This window comes from Boudabousia liubingyangii (genome assembly GCF_001907245.1).
Classification (GTDB): Bacteria; Actinomycetota; Actinomycetes; order Actinomycetales; family Actinomycetaceae; genus Boudabousia; species Boudabousia liubingyangii.
This window is the reverse complement of record NZ_MQSU01000002.1, coordinates 266967-283378: the sequence shown is the minus strand read 5'-3', so window position 1 is coordinate 283378 and position 16412 is coordinate 266967. Positions and strand designations below refer to the sequence as shown.

Sequence of the window (16412 nt, the reverse complement as noted above, 5' to 3'; positions counted from 1 at the left end):
CTTAGGTTTTATTGTGCCACGAAAGTGCTCTAGTCGCGGGATATCCCTAAGACTTTCGCCACCTGTGGACGGAAAAAGTTTGGACCCTTCAGAACCTTGCCATCTTCCCGTTTAATTACGGTGCCATCAGCATCTAGTTTAGAAAGGTTAGAAGCCTGAACCTGGGATAGCACTGCCGGTAGATCAATACCGGTTTCCAAGGCCATGCCGTAAATCACATATACCAAGTCAGCAAGCGCGTCGGCAGTCTCGACCACATCACGTTCGGCTTCATCCATCCCCTTAGCTTCCTGCCAAGCGGATTCTAAGTGTGCGCGAGCTTGGGGACCATAGACTGCGCCGACCAGTTCGCAAGCTTCCTCGAGGATTAGATCCATACGCATACCTAGGCGATCAGTTTCTAGCGTCGGGGAAAGCAAAATAGGACACTCATAGGTGTCATGGAACTGACGAACTAGATCATCGGGACGGTTAGAATCAGCCAGCACTGGGCCCTTCGGTTGCCCCGGCAAAGGCCCATACCAAGGGGTCTTTGCCTCCATCGGATCGCCCTTCAGAATCGAGAGGGTGACGCGATCGATTACGGGGTCTCCCCCACGCGCAATCCGCTCAGGGCTAGCCGGTAAGGCTTTACGGGAGATACCCTCATGCCTGAATCCACAGGCCCAAGCTACTCGACGAGAGTCCCAGTTCTCTGCTGCCGCATGATACTCAACACGATCAATATCAGTGTTGCTAAAAGCCCACGTCAAAAGTGCCCTTAGCGCTTCGGTCATAATGCCGTGATGACGAGCTTCAGGTGCCAGCCAACAGCCAATACCACCCTCAAAGTTGCTCTTTTGCCGAAATTCAACCGTACCCAAAAGGTACTTCGAGTCGATCTCTTCACCTAAGACGCCGTCTTTTACGTAGATACCTAGGACCTGACCACCGGTCGTCTGGACTTCTGGAACGTGAGTATTAACAAACCAACTGGCTGCTTCTTCGGTATAGGGGCTAGGAACGGAAGTCCACATTAAGACTTCCTCATCAATTCCGGCCACAATTGCGGGAATATCTGCTTCTTTGGGAGTCTGAAGGATTAAACGTGGAGTTTCTAGTCTTAAAGCCATGCTTTAACTATACCTAAGTAAAGCGAATTATCAGAGTAGTTTTAGAAAGCAAAATAAAACCCCGGCTCAGTGAGCCGGGGTATCTGTGCGCGGAGGGGGACTTGAACCCCCACTCCCGAATATGTGGGAACTAGCACCTCAAGCTAGCGCGTCTGCCTATTCCGCCACCCGCGCAGGTGGTCAGCTTTTGCGACTGCAAAAGGTTAGCACCCGGTGCCTTGAATGCGCAAATCAAACCCTTTAGACGGCGTGCCATGTCTAAAAGTACACTACTATTTAGCTAGCATTATCGAAGAGTATCGAGCTGTAGGAAGGGGGTGCCTGTCCAGATGAAAAACACTAACCCGAGTTCATCTAATCGTCTTGCCCAAGCGAACTCGTCAAAAATTGGACGTCGCCCCACGAAGAGTTCAGCGGTCTCAACCAAAGCTAAGAAACGTTCCCGCCCGCGACGACACCACACCACAGAAAAGTCTTTTGGCCTAGCCTCTTACGCCCCGCACTGGTTACTTCGTGCCGGGATTGACGCCTGGTTATTAATCGGCATTTTCGTCTTGCTTTGGTGGCTAATCGACTCAGTGGTCCAGCTCCAGGCAGTCTTTTTCGCAGTATTCCTGGGACTCCTATTTACCACCATTCTGAACCCGATCGTTAATGCCCTATCGCGTTTTCTACCTCGGCCCCTAAGCGTCTTTCTTTCAATCATTGGGTCCCTTGGGCTAATCGTCGGCCTAGTAATTTACGTGATTACCTCTGTAGCTGGAACTTGGACTTCGCTACTGGCCCAGTTTGGCTACGGTATCAACCAGATCATCGACTATCTAGATCGCCCCTCGATTAACCAGTATTTCAAGGTCGCGAAACTAGAAAACTGGTTCCAACAAAAACTCTACGAATACCTCCAGTTCGTGGCGGAACATTCAGGCGAGTTTGCCGGGCAAATTGCCTCCAACGCTGCCGCGGTTGGACTAGGATTAACCGTCTTCGCCCTAGCCGTATTTGTTTCCGTATTTACGCTGAATTCCGGCGAAAAGATGTGGCGCTGGTGTCTCAATCAGCTCCCTCATCGTTACCGCGCAAAGACCCACCATGCCGCAATCGTTGGCTGGAATACCTTTGCGGGTTACGCCCGTGGAACCATGATTATTGCAGCTACCGACGCACTTTTGGTGCTGGTTTTCTTGACGATATTAAGCATCCCACTTGCTGCTCCGCTTTCCGTCATCGTGCTTATCGGTGCTTTTATTCCCTTGATTGGTGCCCCTATTTCGATGAGTGTTGCCATGGTTGTAGCCCTAGCTACTAAGGGTGCGATCACGGCCCTTATTGTCGGTGTGGGGATCTTCCTGATTGGCCAAATTGAGGGACAGATCTTGCAGCCTCTGATCATGGCTCACCAGGTTAGTTTGCACCCCATGGTAGTAGGTTTGGCGGTAACCGCAGGTACCTTCCTCGGCGGCCTGTTGGGTGCCGTTATTATCATTCCGATCCTCGCTGTCATCTGGTCGGTTTACGCGGAATTGCGGCATATCGATCCGCCTCTGATTGGCGCCTTACCATCCTTCAAGGATTTTGTTCCCACTCTTAAAAAACCGGTCTCTGCTTCTAAGCCGAAGTCAGTTAACGGAAGTCTCTTGAACGGCTCGAAATCGGCAGCTTCAGCTCTTGCGCCCAATCAGCCAAAAGCACTAAAGCACCCTGATCATACTCACACTGACCACGCAGAATAACCCCGTTTTTAAATCCTAAAACCTGACGGTATCGGGCCCAAAAGCCGGGCGAGCACAGCACGTTTAAGGCCCCGGTTTCATCCTCTAAAGATAAGAAGATGATTCCCTGCGCCGTCATAGGTTTTTGCCGGTGAGTAATTAGGCCTGCCACCTTAGCTCTAGTCCCTGAGCTCAGAGTCGAAAGTTGTGAAATCTTTAAGATCTGCTCTGCTGGCAGTACCGGGCGCACTAGTTCTAACGGGTGCGCCCTGGTGCTGAGACCAGTACTGCGATAATCACTAGCGACTAATTCGGCCGGGCTGGGGACTTTCAAAGTCTGGGGCGGCGGCAGGAAAAGCTCACATCCGGGCAGCACTGGTTGGTACCATTCCTCCCCTACTGGTTCGCCAATCAAGGTAGTTCCAGAAGCCCAGATACCACTACGCTGATCGCAACCTAGGTGGTTAAGGGCCCCGGCAGTGGCTAGTAGTTTGATTTCTTTACTGCTCAGTTTGGCCCTACTAACTAAGTCGAATAGGCTGCCATATTGACCTTCTGCGCGGGCTGTTAGAATCCTTTTAATAGTTGCCTGTTTTAGGCCCTTAATTTCCGCTAGTCCCAGTTGCACCCATTGCTTTGGCGCCTGACAACAAGTACTTTCTGCCGTCCCATTTTCAAGTGCTATAGTCTCTTCTGCTGAACCATTCACACAGGGTGGCGAGACCTTTACTCCGTGTCTTTTTGCATCATTGACTAGTGAAGCTGAAGAGTAAAATCCCAGCGGTTGACTAGAGAGTAATGAGGCATAGAAAAGCTCTGGATAATGCACTTTTAGCCACGCGGAAGCAAAGACAATATAGGCGAAGCTGAAGGCGTGCGATTCGGGGAATCCGTATTGTGCGAAGGAAGAGAGCTGATGGTAGATCTGTTCAGCTGCTGCTTGCTTAATTCCTTTTTGCCGCATTCCAGACATTAACGGTTCACGCAGTTCTGCCATTTTTTCTTGGCACCTTTTAGCGCCGAGGGCGCGTCGCAGTTGATCCGCTTGGGTGGCACTAAAGCCGGCACTTTCCATAGCGATTTTCATTAGTTGTTCTTGGAATAGGGGCACCCCAAGGGTCTTTTCAAGGGCGGGCCGGAGGGATTCATGCAAATAGGTAACCGGTTCGCGCCCTTGTCGCCGACGAAGGTAGGGATTGACAGCCCCACCTTGAATTGGTCCGGGACGAATTAGTGCTACCTGCACGACTATGTCGTAGAAGCACCGGGGCCGCAGGCGCGGCAGAGTATTCATTTGGGCACGTGATTCGACTTGGAAGACGCCAATGGTGTCTGCCGCACATAATAGGTCGTAGACTTTGGGGTCTTCCGTGTCTAGGTTGTGTAGGCCTAGGGGTTTTCCGTCTTTGGTTTTGACGCCTTGTTTTTGGAGTTGGTCGAAGCTTTTTCTGAGGACGGTGAGCATGCCTAGGCCTAGTAGGTCGAATTTGACTAGGCCGATTTGGGCACAGTCTTCTTTGTCCCATTGGAGGACGGTTCGGCCGGGCATGGTGGCCCACTGGAGGGGGCCGATTTCTGCTAGTGGTCGGTCTGCTAGGACCATTCCGCCTGGATGAATACCTAGGTGTCGGGGCAGGTTGAGTAGCTCCTTAGCTCTTTGGGCTAGTTGCGGCGGTAGTTGATTGTCTGAGCGATGTAGGGCACGACGGTCTTCAGCGCAGATTTTTTCGGCCCAGGCGGGTGGGTACCCAAGGGCGAAGGCGGTTTCTTTGAGTGCTAGTCGAGAGCGGTAGGTGATGACGTTGGCGACTAGGGCGGCTTTGTCGCGTCCGTATTTTTGGTAGACGTACTGGATGACGTTTTCTCGGTGCCCGGATTCAATGTCTAGGTCGATGTCTGGTGGTTCGTTTCTGAGGGGTGAGAGGAATCTTTCGAACATCATTTGGTGTTTGACGGCGTCTACGGCGGTAATTCCTAGGGCATAGCAGACGGCTGAGTTAGCGGCTGAGCCTCTACCTTGGCAAAGGATTCCTTGTGATTGGCAGTATTGGACGATGTCGGCGACGATCAGGAAGTATCCGGGGAAGTCTAGTTGTTCGATGATTTTTAGTTCGTGTTCGATTACTTGGTAGGCTTTGGGGTTTTCCGCTGTGCTTCCATAGCGTTGTTGGGCGCCTAGTTTGACTAGTTCGCGTAGTTTGGTGTGGTCATTTCCGGCTTGTACTTTGGGTAGTTTGGGGGCTAGGAGTTTTAGGTCAAGGGCGATTTCTTGCCCTAGGTGGTAGGCGTTAGCGAGGGCGTTGGGGTGATTTTGGTATAGTTCGGCAAGTTTTTGGGGGCTTTGGAGGATGCCGCGGGTGGCGGGTAAGTAGGCTTCGGCTTGGTTTAGGGGTTGGCGGAGACGGCAGGCGTGCAGGATATCGAGGAGCGGGCGTTGTTCGATGTGACTGCCTTCGATGACTCCGGTGGCTACTAGTGGTAGGTGGTATTTGTGGGCGAGTTTTTGTAGGGTGCGGGCTCTTTGGGGGTCGCCTGGCCGGTTTTGGAGGGTGAGTTCGAGGGCGATTTGTTCGAGGGAAAAATAGTTGAGTAGGTGTTTTAGTTGGGTTTCGACTTTTTCGGTTTGGATGGGGCTTTCCCAGAGGGCGTTGAGGGGGCCGTGTTGGGTGCCGGTGAGGATGAGCCAGTTTTGGGAGTTTTGGGCGATTTCTTCTAGTTGGTAGGCGGGTTCTAGTTTGTGGGTTTCACGGAGGTTGTGTTTGGTGATGCTTTGTGAGAGTTGTCGGTATCCGGTTAGGTTTTTGACAAGGATGGGTAGATGTTGCCCGTTGGCGAGGGTAAGCTCGCTGCCGTAGGCGGCTTTTAGTCCGGTTTCTTGTGCGGCTTGGGCGCTTTGGGGTGCCGAGTAGAATCCGTCGTGGTCAAGGATGGCCATTCCGCTGAGCCCTATTTTTTGGGCTTGTTCGAACAGTTGTGCGGGGGTGGCAGCGCCTCTTTGAAAGGAGTAGGCGCTGTGAGCATGCAATTCAAAATATTCGAACATGTGTTCGATTATAGTTGATGCACTTATCCCCTACTAGTTTGAGTGTTTCATTTGCTAAAGGGTTAGCTAGAGTTGTTGGGGCTTAGTTTTTGCGTAGTTTTTTGACTACGCTACTGAGTCCTCGTTTGGTCTTTAGAGCAGCCCTGAGCACTGGCATAATACCGGAACGCAGGGGCATGTCCCAGCCGCCGGGGATATCCGTGTAGTGACTGGCGAAACGACGCTTGTACATGCCTACGGTGTAGAGTTGCGGCACTCTAGGCGAGTGCGCACCCATTAGGTCAAGGCCCTTTACTTTTTCTGATCCTAAGAGTTGAGCCGTGCAGAAGTCTAGGTACGAGGTGGCTTGCAGGGGACGATCTGCGGTGGTTGAGGCACCGAAGAAGGCGGTGGCTTGCTGGTCGTAGACGGTGACTAGATCCCAGGCGACTAGGCGGCCGGGTCCTGTTTTCCCTGGCTGCGGAGTGCGCACGGTACTTTCGTGGATTTGGATTCCTTCCGCTTGGGCGGCTTCCGGGGTGGTAGCTTCGGGGCTTTCGGGGACGCGGACGCAAAATAGTCGCGCGTGTTCGGCCCCGAGGGTCTGTAGGAAGTTCCAGTAGTAGCTTTCGGGGTGGGGGCGGAATCCGTCTCTTTGGGCGGTTTCTTTTAGGACTTCGTAGTATTCGTGGAAGTCTTTTTGGTCTAGGTGAGTTTCTTCGTAGACTTGGGCGCCCACCTCGGCGAGTTTTTTGGTGGCTCGTCGGATGCCGCGGCGACCTTCAGAGTCCATGGTTTGGAGGATTTTCTCTGCTTTACCATTGCCACAGTCGATAATGACGGTACGGTCATAGGTGATGCCCTGGAGGGGTTCTTCTAGGTCAGGCGCCGAGTAGATCGCGTTAAGTCGCACGAAGCTAATCTTGGGGTCGCGTTTTTTGATTTCGGCTTTTAGGTCCTCACGGAAGGCAGCTTCTCTGGCGGGCGAGGCTTCTTTGAGCCAGACGGGGGCGTGTCGGGCAATGAGGTAGGGAATCCCACCGGTCAGGGTGGCTCGATATAGGGCGATGACGGCACAGGATTTACCGTTTTCGGTCCATAGGTAGCGGCCGAATAGGGGCCCGTCTACCTGTTCGGCGAAGTCTTCCCAGACGGCTGCTTGTTCGATCGGCAGGGGCACAACTCCGGCAGCGGCAATGCGCATTTCTTCAGCGGTAATAGCTTTGAGTTGCGTTTCCAGCTTATGATCCAAGGGTCCCCCTCTGATATTTTGGTTTGTGCATTTGGTACCCCGGGTGGGCACCTGAGCGCATTTATTTTCTCAGACTAATACCTAGCTTAACGGTTTGAGATGAGTTTATGCTTTAGGCGTCACGAGGTTGCTCGGTTTTTAGATTATGGTCAGCCCATTTTTGGGTTTGATAGCGGTGTTTTCGCTTTGCTCCCCAGCAGGATTAAAGGTTCCACTCCCCTGACAGTTTTTTTAGCCTTCACTCCCCCAGCAGGATTTTTAGGTCCTCGGGCGTCAGTTGCAGGGTGGTCTTTTCAGTTGCGGTGTTTTGTGTGATTCCGGCAGAGGACTTTGTGGTGCCCGGTGCTGCTGAGTTTGACGTAGTAGGCTGGGCCTCTGCGTCAACTTCGGCGGCCTCGGTGACGGCGGCAATAATCCCCAGTTTTCGGGCTTGTAACTGCAGGACTCGTTCCTCGATGGTTTGTTCAGAGATCAGTCGGTAGACATTGACTTTTTTGTCTTGTCCGATGCGGTGGGCTCGGTCTACGGCTTGGGCTTCGGCGGCGGGATTCCACCAGGGGTCCAGCAGGTAGACGTAGTCAGCTTCCGTGAGGGTGAGGCCCACACCGCCGGCTTTAAGTGAGATCAGGAAGACGGGTTGTTTTCCAGCTTTAAAGTCGTCAATGATTTGACCGCGGTTACTGGTGCTTCCGTCCAGGTAGGCATAGTCGATCCCGGCTTTTTGCAGGGCCATTTGGACTCGCTTTAGGTAGCTTGTGAACTGTGAGAACACCAGTGCTTGGTGGCCATCAGCGATGATGGTTTGGAGTTCTTCGATCAGGAAGTCAATCTTGGCTGAGCCGACTTCGTCATCTTCTGGGTCTAGCAGGGCCGGGTCTAGGGCCAGTTGACGCAGTTTGGTCAGGGCCCGTAGGATCGCAAAGCGGTTAGCTTTCATGTCGTCTAGCAGCCCTAGGATGCGTTTGCGTTCTTTAGCTAGGTACCGGTCGTAGATCCGTTTATGGGGGGTATTTAGCGGAATGGTGAGGGTCTGCTCGGTTTTGTCAGGCAGGTCAGCGGCGACTGCTTGCTTGGTTCGTCTGAGCAGGAAGGGCCGGACTCGCTGGTTTAGTTTATTTAGGGCGTAGGTGTCTGAGGCTTGGTCAATGGGACGAGCATATGCGGCCCGGAAAATATCGATTCTGGGCAGTAATCCCGGGCAGGTTAGTTTCAGCAGGGACCACAGGTCCATGACGGTGTTTTCGATGGGGGTGCCGGTGATGGCAAAGCACCATTTTTTCGGTAGTGAGCGAATGGTTTTGTGGGCGACGCTATTGGGGTTTTTGACGGCTTGAGCCTCGTCTAGGATGATGCCGGCATAGTTTTGTTCTTGGTGGTATTCCGCGCTGAGTCGCAGTAGCCCGTAAGAGGTGATCAATAGGTCTGCTTGGTTGGCGTCTTGGTAGGCTTCGGGGTTCTTTTTGGGGGTTTGGGCTAGGATTCGGGTTTTTAGGTGAGGATAGAATTTTTGGGTTTCGTTGGCCCAGGTGTTAAGTAGTGAGGTGGGGGCGACGATGAGGACCGGCCCGTGTTGAGGATTGTGCGCCTGCTGGGAGGCAATCATGGTCAGTACTTGGAGGGTTTTTCCTAAGCCCATGTCGTCGGCTAGGATCCCGCCCAGTTGGTTTTGGGCGCGGTAATAGAGCCATTCGTAGCCCTGTTTTTGATAGTTCCTGAGGGGGTATTCCGCTTCGGGAGGGGTAGGAATGTGGTGATCGTTTAGGTTCCGTAGGTGGGTTTTCCAGTTTTGGCTGGCTATCGGGTCGGTGATGAGTTCTTCGAAAGTGTCGAGGTTTTCGAGTTGGTATCGGTTTAGGGCGATACTTTCGTTCGCTTCTCCATCCTGATTTTCGAGCAGCGCGTCGGCGGCTTCTAAGGCTTCTTTAAGCCGGGCAAATATTGGGGCTCTGAGGTCGATTAGGCCGGCACCTTTTACCCTCAGATATCTTTGATGTCGCACAAGGGCGGTAATGATTTTGGGTAGGAGGATTTCGGTTTTTCCGATTTTGATACTTACTTTTAGGTCGAACCAGTCGTTTTCGGCGGGGTTTAGCTGGCATTTTATTTGGGGCGTAAGCGGCACGATTGGGTAGTCTTGGAGATTTTTGCCGAGGACGCAGATTTCTCCTTGCTGCTCAATTTCAGCTTTGATTTTGGGATAGTTTTCGCTGAAGTCAAGCCAGCTGATGGGTAGTTCAGGATCGAGGTGGTTTTGCGGGTCGAGTCCTGCCGCTTTGACGATTTTTAGCCACGGGGCGCGAAGCTCTGCTTCTTCATTTGGGGTAGGTTCATCTGGGAGTAGTTTTTCTGGATTGGTTCCGATTACTCGTTGGGCCCGAACGTACGCTTTTTCGCGGCCTTCGAGCTGTGCTTCACTGAGCGGGGCGGGCGCATCAAATTCCCAGCCTCGGTAGAGTTTTTCTGGGATTTTCCAGCTTCCATCGCTAATGATAGGTAACTCTGGGGGGAAGTTTTTTAATAGGGTTATTTCGAATTCGGTGCGATCTGCTGCGGGGATGGTCAGATGCTCCCCAAGGAGGGCAGCGCTGATGGGCCAGCTGTTTTGGGTGTCGTTTAGGTAGAGTAGTTTTTCTTTGCGGTCAATACTGAAGACCCCGTGTCGATCTAGAGGCGTGAGGTTTTCAGCCTTTCTTTCCTCATAGTTTTGGGGATTTATTAGTTCTGGTTTGAGGGTAATTTCAAGGCTTTGGTCCGTTTTGGTTTTTACCTGGAGTTGGAGTTCTGGGTGGCTTTCAGCTAGTTGATAGTTTTCTTGTTCGACCTGCAGTTGGATCCCACTTTTTAGACAAGCAGTGAGGTGTTCTGCGATTCCGCCTCGTAGGGTACTAACGGGCAGGTAGGTGCCGTATTTGAAACCTCGGGCTTGGGCACTTTGGGTTAGCGCTAGGAGGGCATTTAGCTGCTTTTGGGGGTAGGTGGCTTTTCTGATTCCGCTGGCTTCTTCGGTGAGCATTTTCCAGGTGACGAAGGGCAGTGCCGTTTGGCGGTGTTCGGCCTGGGTGATGCCGATCGTGAAGGCGTAGTCTTCTTCGGTTTCTTTGAGGTTTAAGACTAGGGTTTTACTGGTTTTTTGTGGGGGACGTTTTTGGTGTCGTTTCACTAGTGCAGCGATGCTGGGGCGCCAGTCGTTGGCTTTAGTGCGTCCGTTTTCTGCCTGTTTTAGGACTAGGGCAACGGCTGCTCCGTGTTCACATTGGGAATGGTTCCGACAGGTGCATTCACTGGTGATATTTAGCGGCTTTTGGAAGGTGATATTACATACTAGGAGGCGTCCTCTGCCTAGGACATCGGCCCGGATTTTTAGGCTTTCTTGGTGGCCGTCATATTGGTGGTCGATTACTCGTAGGCTTAGGACTCGATCTGCGGCGACTTCTGCCTGGGCGCGAGCTAGGGTGGGCCATTGGTAGTAGTTGGCTAGTTCTGCTTCAGTTAGCTCAGCTAGGCTTTCTTGTAGCCAAGTGGGCAGCTCTAACTGTGGTAGTTGTTTGGACATGGCGAGGTTAGCTCAGTTTTTATCCGATTATTGTTGGTCCCAGGGAGCTAAACGTCCATCTGATTCGTTTAGGTAGCAGTATCCACACAGGGATTCGTAGGTGACATTCATACCGTCGATTGCTACTTGGTCTCCATCAAAGATGAAGGTCTCCCCTACTTTTCGAGCGTTGAAGATGGCTTTTCGACCACAGCGACAAATGGTTTTGAGTTCTTCTAGCGTATGGGCGATCTCTAGTAGGCGGCGAGCTCCTGGGAAGGCGACGGTTTGGAAATCGGTTCTAATTCCGTAGGCTAGCACAGGGACGTTCTTTTGTAGGGCGATGAGCATCAGCTGATCGACTTGCGGTCCGGTCAAGAATTGGGCTTCATCAACTAGCAGGGCGGCCACGGGAGGAAGGCTCATGTGGGTGGGCAGCGCGGCCGGTTCTTCACCCTTTTCAAATTGGCAGAACTGTTCGTAAACGTTGTCTTCTGGGGAGATCAGGAAGTCTACGACTCGTTTGACACCCAGCCGGGAAAGAACTTGGTTTTCTCCTTTGAGGTCAATTTTAGGCTTGGCCAGCAAGATTCTTTGCCCACGTTCTTCATAGTTGTAGGCAGCCTGCAAAAGGGCGGTCGATTTTCCCGAATTCATGGCTCCGTAGCGGAAATAGAGTTTCGCCATGGGTCCTCCTTATGTACTGGCCGTATCTGATAGGTTAACCCGCTCTAGAGCGGTAGGCATGTTGGTTGGGTTTTAGTTTTCGTAAGTGGCTTCCAAGGTCCACTTTCCTTTTCGGTAGCAAAGTAGGATGTCACTCTGGTTTTCGCGAGGAATTTTTAGATAAGCACGCGGTCCGTAAAGGTTATTTTCCGGATTCCACCACTGTCCCCAGATCAGCCAGGGAGTCAGCTCTGTAGGCAGGATTAGAGTGCTTCTGCCCAGGATTTCTTTCCCTAAAAGAGCTTGTTCTCCTGGCAGTATTTTTAGCTTCACTGGAGTTTGGCTGAATTCGCCTAGGGCATTGATGCTGACAGCGGTTTCTGTTTCACTGTAGATCCCTACTGGAATGGGCGGTTCATAGACAAGTGCGGGCCAGGTTCCGTCAATTTCTTTTAGGCTTCCGGGCCACTTAGTAAATATTGGCTTTTCTGACATAGTTTTGGCCCTGGCTTTTTGGGTTTTGATTTCAAAAGCTGTTTTTCCGGGCCCGGTTTGCAGGGCTGTTCCCCTGGCGATCATTGGTTCTAAAAGTACCGCTTGACGGGGGTCGTATCCGCCTACGTATTTTGGTTTCAAGATTCGTTCGGGTCCAATAAGTTCCGCAGTTTTTCGTATCGCTTGGGCGGTCTGTCGATCTTGGTTACTGTCTTTTCCCCAGAGAGTAGGCGGGTTTTCTTTACCTCTGTCGGTTTCTGGGTTTTCTAGGATTAAGGTGCTGATTCCCTCCCGAAAGTCCAGTATTTTTTGCCCTTGCAGCCAGGCTTCTAACTGCCAGCGGAGTCTTTGAATAATCGCTTTGGTATCAGCTGGACCATAAAGCGACCAATAGGCCTCATGCTGACTTCCGCTAGGAGTGACAGCTATGATCTTCAATCGTTCTAAAAGGTAGCCGTAATGGTGATTCCGCTTTTCGAATCTTTCGGCTAGCGGCCGGGTGGCAAAAAGTAAAGTTTCTAAGTTGTTAACAGGTGTTTCGAAGCTAAGTTCTTCGACGATCTTGGTTTGCTTAGTTTTAGGTAAACGATTAGGGATCTCCATACCCTTGGCTAGTAGCCAGAGTTTTTTCCCCTCTGGCCCGTATCGGTTATAGAGGGTTTCCACTGGTAAAGACTGTAGATCAAGGCATTTGATTAAGCCCAGATCTTCCCATTCAGAGAGTAAGTCTTCAGTTTGCCTAGTGTAAAAACCAGCATGCTTCAGTAGGGGCTTTAAGGGTTTTTCGGCAAGGTAAGCACTAACTTTTTGAGTGGCTACTATTCGTTCTTCACGGGCTGCCCAAGGGGCTCCTAGGGGGCCGTCACAAATTCCAATTTGAGCGCTGATGCCGGTGGCTTCTGCTAGGTTTTCGATTAGAGTTCGCCGAAGGTCTTCTTCCCCTCCAATCCATTTTGCGGGCGCACTAGCCGGGGCCCAGAGCATTCCTGGACGAATAGTTTCAACTTGCGGCATTAGCTCACTGACGACTTCAACCAACGTAGAGAAAGCTCGTGCTGAGCGGGCTGGATCGGGTTCTAAAGGAATCAATTCTGGGCAGAGCTGTTTTGCGTAGCGCCAGTTTAAACCTACTTCAATGCCATATTTACTGGCCGGATAGTTAACCGCTTTTACCCGACCCTGCGTTATTAGTGCAGCTGGTATCCCCACAGGTACGTCAACGGTTAACGAACTGGTTTGCCAATGTGGCACATAGACTACTAATCGCCTCATCCTAGCCAACTTTCCCAATTGCCAGCTGACGTTTAGTTTCATTTCGACCACTGATCGGTGGACTGGTAAGTATCTGTGCCCCATTTCGAAAAGCGCGTGCCTGCAATTTTCTTAGCTGCGACGCACTGAATAATCTTGCATTAACCACTACTAGCGGAATTGCTTCACTGAGTACGGCACATACCTGCCAGGCGTTTTCTTTTTCTGGCTGCGGAATCGTGATTACGTGCTCTAGGTCAACTCCCTGCTCTAGGCAGCAAGCCCACCCCAAATGCGCAAGTCCCACAAAGGCAATCCAGCTTCGGTGTGCTGCCTGCTGCATCCCCACGCTTCGGTACAGTTCCAGCCAACTGTCATTCCGCAGGCGGGTGGGAGATTTTCTTCGGCCAGTTTCTCTAGCCGCTCCTTCGATTCCTAGCTGTACTACGCGTTGGCACTGTTTTTCTTTCTGACTGTTAACCCCTAGTTGTGATTCCGCAGCTTTCAGTACTTCTCTGGCGTGTTGGAGTCGTTCCGGGCGAGCTTGTTTAGTTTGACTTAAGGTATTCCACATCTTCGCCTCCCGTTAACCAGAAAATCTAATTTCGAACATTTGTTCGATAATGCCACTTAGAAAGAATTTTTTCCACTCCAGATTTACTGTGATGCGACACACCCAAGCTTTGTTTAACATGGAAGCAAATAACTTGAAAGGACCCCCATGAACCTCAACGATCGCCCACTAGCACCCAACCCTTACGACCACCTCCCCCAATTCCCTTCTTTTAGCCTTTCTTCCCCCGATTTCAATGATGGCCAAGCACTTGACAAGAAGTTCTCTGCCACCGATCAAAATCTCTCTCCAGCACTGGAATGGTCAGGATTTCCGCCTGAAACCGAATCATTTTTAATTACCTGTTTCGACCCTGACGCCCCAACCCCGGCAGGTTTTTGGCACTGGTGCATCCAGGACCTGGACGCCAATACCACCTCCCTCCCGCAAGGTGCTGGCGCTTCTGATCTAGAACTGGATGGAGCTGCTTTCCATGCAGTAAACGACAGTGGCTCAGCTGCTTATTACGGCCCCAATCCCCCGGCTGGTGACCGCCCACACCGTTACATGTTTGCTGTGCACGCTTTAGATGTGCCCACTTTAGAGCTTGATGATGAGGCTTCAATTACGGTGGTTTCATTCCAGGCGCTTTTCCACACTCTGGCACGCGCAACCATTACTGGCACTTTCCAGCAGTAGTAGATTTCCGGCCAATAGCAGCTATTTAGCTCATTTCTTTTCTGCTCTCTAGCTTGCTTTAGGGTTTGCTTTAAGTAAGTGGCAAAATAGCTACCATGTTGCACGTGATTTTCTATGAACCGCGCATTGCCGGCAATACTGGCAATGCTATTCGTCTTTCCGCCTGTACCGGATCAATGCTTCATTTGGTGGAGCCACTCTGCTTTGAGATGGATGATGCCAAGTTGAGGCGAGCAGGTTTGGACTATCACGATTTGGCTCATGTTCAGGTTCACCCCGACTACGAGTCAACCTTGGCAGCAGTTCCTGGTCGCATTTGGGCCTTTACCGGTCACGCTTCTAAGTTTCATACCCAGATTGAATACGCGGATGGCGATGGCCTGCTTTTCGGCCCTGAACCCACCGGCCTTCCCGAGGAAGCCATGGCCCATCCGCGGGTAGCTGAAAGAGTTCGAATCCCCATGTTGCCCGGAGTACGTTCCTTGAACTTAGCCAATTCTGCTTCGATTGGCCTTTATGAGGCTTGGCGTCAGCTAGGCTTCCCAGAAGGTGTATAAACTAGTTATTGATCCCCTCAATTTCGATCTATTTAGAAAGCATTGCGATGAGTGATTTTTTCCAACACGTGAATAAGCCCGCTGAGACCGATTGCGATTCATTGGTTTTGGCAGTTGCCCAGGGCGAAGATGGCCCGCACCTACTCCCCTGCTCTTTGAGCACCGAAATGAGTCAGGAACTAGCTAGTCTACTACCACTGCTAGGCATGTCCGGCAAGGTCGACGAGGTTTGTGTTTCCACTGCGCCTTCTCGTCTAGCTACCCGCACCCTAACTTTTGTGGGCTTGGGCAAGCACAACTTTGGTGACGCTCAGGCAGTTCGCCGCGCCGCCGGTTGCGTAACTCGCACCTCCAAGGCCAAGACGCTAGCTTTCGATTGGGCTATCACCGACGAGGGTGTTTGGCAGGCTCTGGCCGAAGGTGCCGGTTTTGGCGCTTACCGTTACGACCGTTACTTCTCCAAGAAGGCGGATCGAATTGAAAGCGTTCTACTGCCTGATAGTGAGGCTGCCCGTAAGGGAGCTAAGACCGCTGAAGTCTTGGTTTCTGCTGCCAACCTAACCCGCGACCTCGTCAACACCCCGGCTAATGACCTATGCCCGGCCGATTTCGTAGAGATCGCCAAGCGTGAATGCGAAGGCCTGCCGATTGAGATTGAGGTTTGGGATTTTGCCCGCCTACAGGAAGAAAAGTGTGGCGGCCTAGTAGGTGTGGGCCAGGGCTCCTCTCGCCCACCCTACCTAGTTAAGCTCTCTTACCAGCCTCAGGGCGCCAAGCGTCACGCGGCTCTAATTGGTAAGGGCATCACCTTCGACAGTGGCGGCATTTCCCTAAAGCCGGCCGCCAACATGGAGGCTATGAAGTCGGATATGACCGGCGCTGCCACCGTGCTTGGGGCCACGATCGCCGCGGCTCGCCTTGAGGTTCCTCAGCAGATCACCACCTATTTGGCACTGGCAGAGAACCTTCCCGGCGGAAAGGCCCAGCGCCCCTCCGACGTCATCACCATTCGCAATGGTAAGACGGTTGAAATCCTGAACACTGACGCCGAAGGCCGTCTGGTTATGGCCGATGCCCTTTCGCTAGCTTGCGAAATCAAGCCGGATGTCATTCTTGACGTGGCTACTCTGACCGGCGCTCAGATTGTGGCCCTAGGTAACCGCACGACCGGCCTCATGGGTCAGGGGGGCGCTCCGGAAGAGGTCTTCAAGGCTGCTGAACGCGTGGGTGAACCCGCCTGGGTTATGCCAATTCCGGAAGAACTCAAGGAAGCCAATGCCTCTAAGTTTGCCGATGTCGCCAACTCTGGCGGCCGCAATGCCGGCATGATGGTGGCCGCTGATTTCCTCTCTAACTTTGTGGATGATTTCCCGTGGGCACACCTCGATATTGCTGGTCCTAGCTACAACTCCGGCAAGCCGTGGGGCTTCAGCGCTTACGGTGGTACCGGCGTTATGGTTCGTACCTTGGTGGACTACCTCGCAAACCTAAAGTAAAGTTCACCGAGCGCATAGTGTGACATAATGCACCCCTGAGGGTATTTTGGGCACGTGTTCTGCCAAAA

General features: G+C 52.1%; 11 protein-coding genes, 1 tRNA gene and 1 pseudogene. 4 read left to right on the top strand and 9 right to left on the bottom strand.

The window, feature by feature from the left end; all coding sequences use genetic code 11:
• Nucleotides 1-29: 29 nt before the first annotated feature.
• Together BSR28_RS03745 and BSR28_RS03740 are read right to left on the bottom strand one after the other, a co-directional pair.
• Complete coding sequence (locus BSR28_RS03745) at nt 30-1112, bottom strand: GNAT family N-acetyltransferase (RefSeq protein ID WP_073709025.1); 1083 nt, start codon at nt 1110-1112, stop codon at nt 30-32.
• Between the two features lie 86 nt (nt 1113-1198).
• A tRNA-Leu gene (locus BSR28_RS03740) sits at nt 1199-1286 on the bottom strand.
• Between the two features lie 155 nt (nt 1287-1441).
• Between BSR28_RS03740 and BSR28_RS03735 the strand changes: the two genes are divergently transcribed.
• On the top strand, nt 1442-2842 hold the full coding sequence (locus BSR28_RS03735; protein ID WP_073713384.1) for an AI-2E family transporter: 1401 nt from the start codon (nt 1442-1444) through the stop codon (nt 2840-2842).
• Here the strand turns inward: BSR28_RS03735 and BSR28_RS03730 are convergent.
• From BSR28_RS03730 to BSR28_RS08915, 7 genes and pseudogenes are all read right to left on the bottom strand, one after another.
• The gene (locus BSR28_RS03730; protein ID WP_073713383.1) at nt 2733-5864 is read right to left on the bottom strand and encodes an error-prone DNA polymerase; all 3132 of its coding nucleotides are present in this window, start codon (nt 5862-5864) and stop codon (nt 2733-2735) included. The genes BSR28_RS03735 and BSR28_RS03730 overlap by 110 nt on opposite strands.
• Before the next feature lie 82 nt (nt 5865-5946).
• On the bottom strand, nt 5947-7095 hold the full coding sequence (locus tag BSR28_RS03725) for a lipid II:glycine glycyltransferase FemX (protein WP_233120605.1): 1149 nt from the start codon (nt 7093-7095) through the stop codon (nt 5947-5949).
• A gap of 238 nt (nt 7096-7333) precedes the next feature.
• The gene (locus BSR28_RS03720) at nt 7334-10648 is read right to left on the bottom strand and encodes a DEAD/DEAH box helicase (protein ID WP_073713382.1); all 3315 of its coding nucleotides are present in this window, start codon (nt 10646-10648) and stop codon (nt 7334-7336) included.
• Between the two features lie 27 nt (nt 10649-10675).
• A complete protein-coding gene (locus BSR28_RS03715) occupies nt 10676-11314 on the bottom strand; it encodes a thymidine kinase (RefSeq protein WP_073709021.1) in 639 nt (212 codons plus the stop codon).
• A gap of 72 nt (nt 11315-11386) precedes the next feature.
• The gene (locus BSR28_RS09170; protein ID WP_233120604.1) at nt 11387-12454 is read right to left on the bottom strand and encodes a DNA polymerase Y subunit UmuC family protein; all 1068 of its coding nucleotides are present in this window, start codon (nt 12452-12454) and stop codon (nt 11387-11389) included.
• A gap of 195 nt (nt 12455-12649) precedes the next feature.
• A pseudogene (locus BSR28_RS09280) lies at nt 12650-13060 on the bottom strand (Y-family DNA polymerase); the annotation flags it as partial.
• Between the two features lies 1 nt (nt 13061).
• A complete protein-coding gene (locus BSR28_RS08915) occupies nt 13062-13613 on the bottom strand; it encodes a hypothetical protein (protein ID WP_073709019.1) in 552 nt (183 codons plus the stop codon).
• Nucleotides 13614-13760: 147 nt separating this feature from the next.
• Between BSR28_RS08915 and BSR28_RS03700 the strand changes: the two genes are divergently transcribed.
• From BSR28_RS03700 to BSR28_RS03690, 3 genes are all read left to right on the top strand, one after another.
• Nucleotides 13761-14291, top strand: coding sequence for a YbhB/YbcL family Raf kinase inhibitor-like protein (locus BSR28_RS03700; RefSeq protein WP_073709018.1), 531 nt, complete (start codon nt 13761-13763; stop codon nt 14289-14291).
• 95 nt (nt 14292-14386) lie between these two features.
• A complete protein-coding gene (locus BSR28_RS03695) occupies nt 14387-14848 on the top strand; it encodes a tRNA (cytidine(34)-2'-O)-methyltransferase (protein WP_073713380.1) in 462 nt (153 codons plus the stop codon).
• Between the two features lie 47 nt (nt 14849-14895).
• Nucleotides 14896-16344 carry a leucyl aminopeptidase gene (locus BSR28_RS03690; protein WP_073713379.1) on the top strand — a complete coding sequence of 483 codons (1449 nt, stop codon included), beginning with the start codon at nt 14896-14898 and terminating at the stop codon, nt 16342-16344.
• Nucleotides 16345-16412: the final 68 nt, after the last annotated feature.

What these genes read in the sequence shown, in the direction of transcription:
- BSR28_RS03690 (WP_073713379.1), top strand. Translation starts at nt 14,896, where the DNA reads ATGAGTGATTTTTTCCAACACGTGAATAAGCCCGCTGAGACCGATTGC.
- BSR28_RS03730 (WP_073713383.1), bottom strand. Translation starts at nt 5,864, where the DNA reads ATGTTCGAATATTTTGAATTGCATGCTCACAGCGCCTACTCCTTTCAA.
- BSR28_RS03720 (WP_073713382.1), bottom strand. Translation starts at nt 10,648, where the DNA reads ATGTCCAAACAACTACCACAGTTAGAGCTGCCCACTTGGCTACAAGAA.
- BSR28_RS03735 (WP_073713384.1), top strand. Translation starts at nt 1,442, where the DNA reads ATGAAAAACACTAACCCGAGTTCATCTAATCGTCTTGCCCAAGCGAAC.
- BSR28_RS03695 (WP_073713380.1), top strand. Translation starts at nt 14,387, where the DNA reads ATGTTGCACGTGATTTTCTATGAACCGCGCATTGCCGGCAATACTGGC.
- BSR28_RS03700 (WP_073709018.1), top strand. Translation starts at nt 13,761, where the DNA reads ATGAACCTCAACGATCGCCCACTAGCACCCAACCCTTACGACCACCTC.
- BSR28_RS03715 (WP_073709021.1), bottom strand. Translation starts at nt 11,314, where the DNA reads ATGGCGAAACTCTATTTCCGCTACGGAGCCATGAATTCGGGAAAATCG.
- BSR28_RS03745 (WP_073709025.1), bottom strand. Translation starts at nt 1,112, where the DNA reads ATGGCTTTAAGACTAGAAACTCCACGTTTAATCCTTCAGACTCCCAAA.
- BSR28_RS08915 (WP_073709019.1), bottom strand. Translation starts at nt 13,613, where the DNA reads ATGTGGAATACCTTAAGTCAAACTAAACAAGCTCGCCCGGAACGACTC.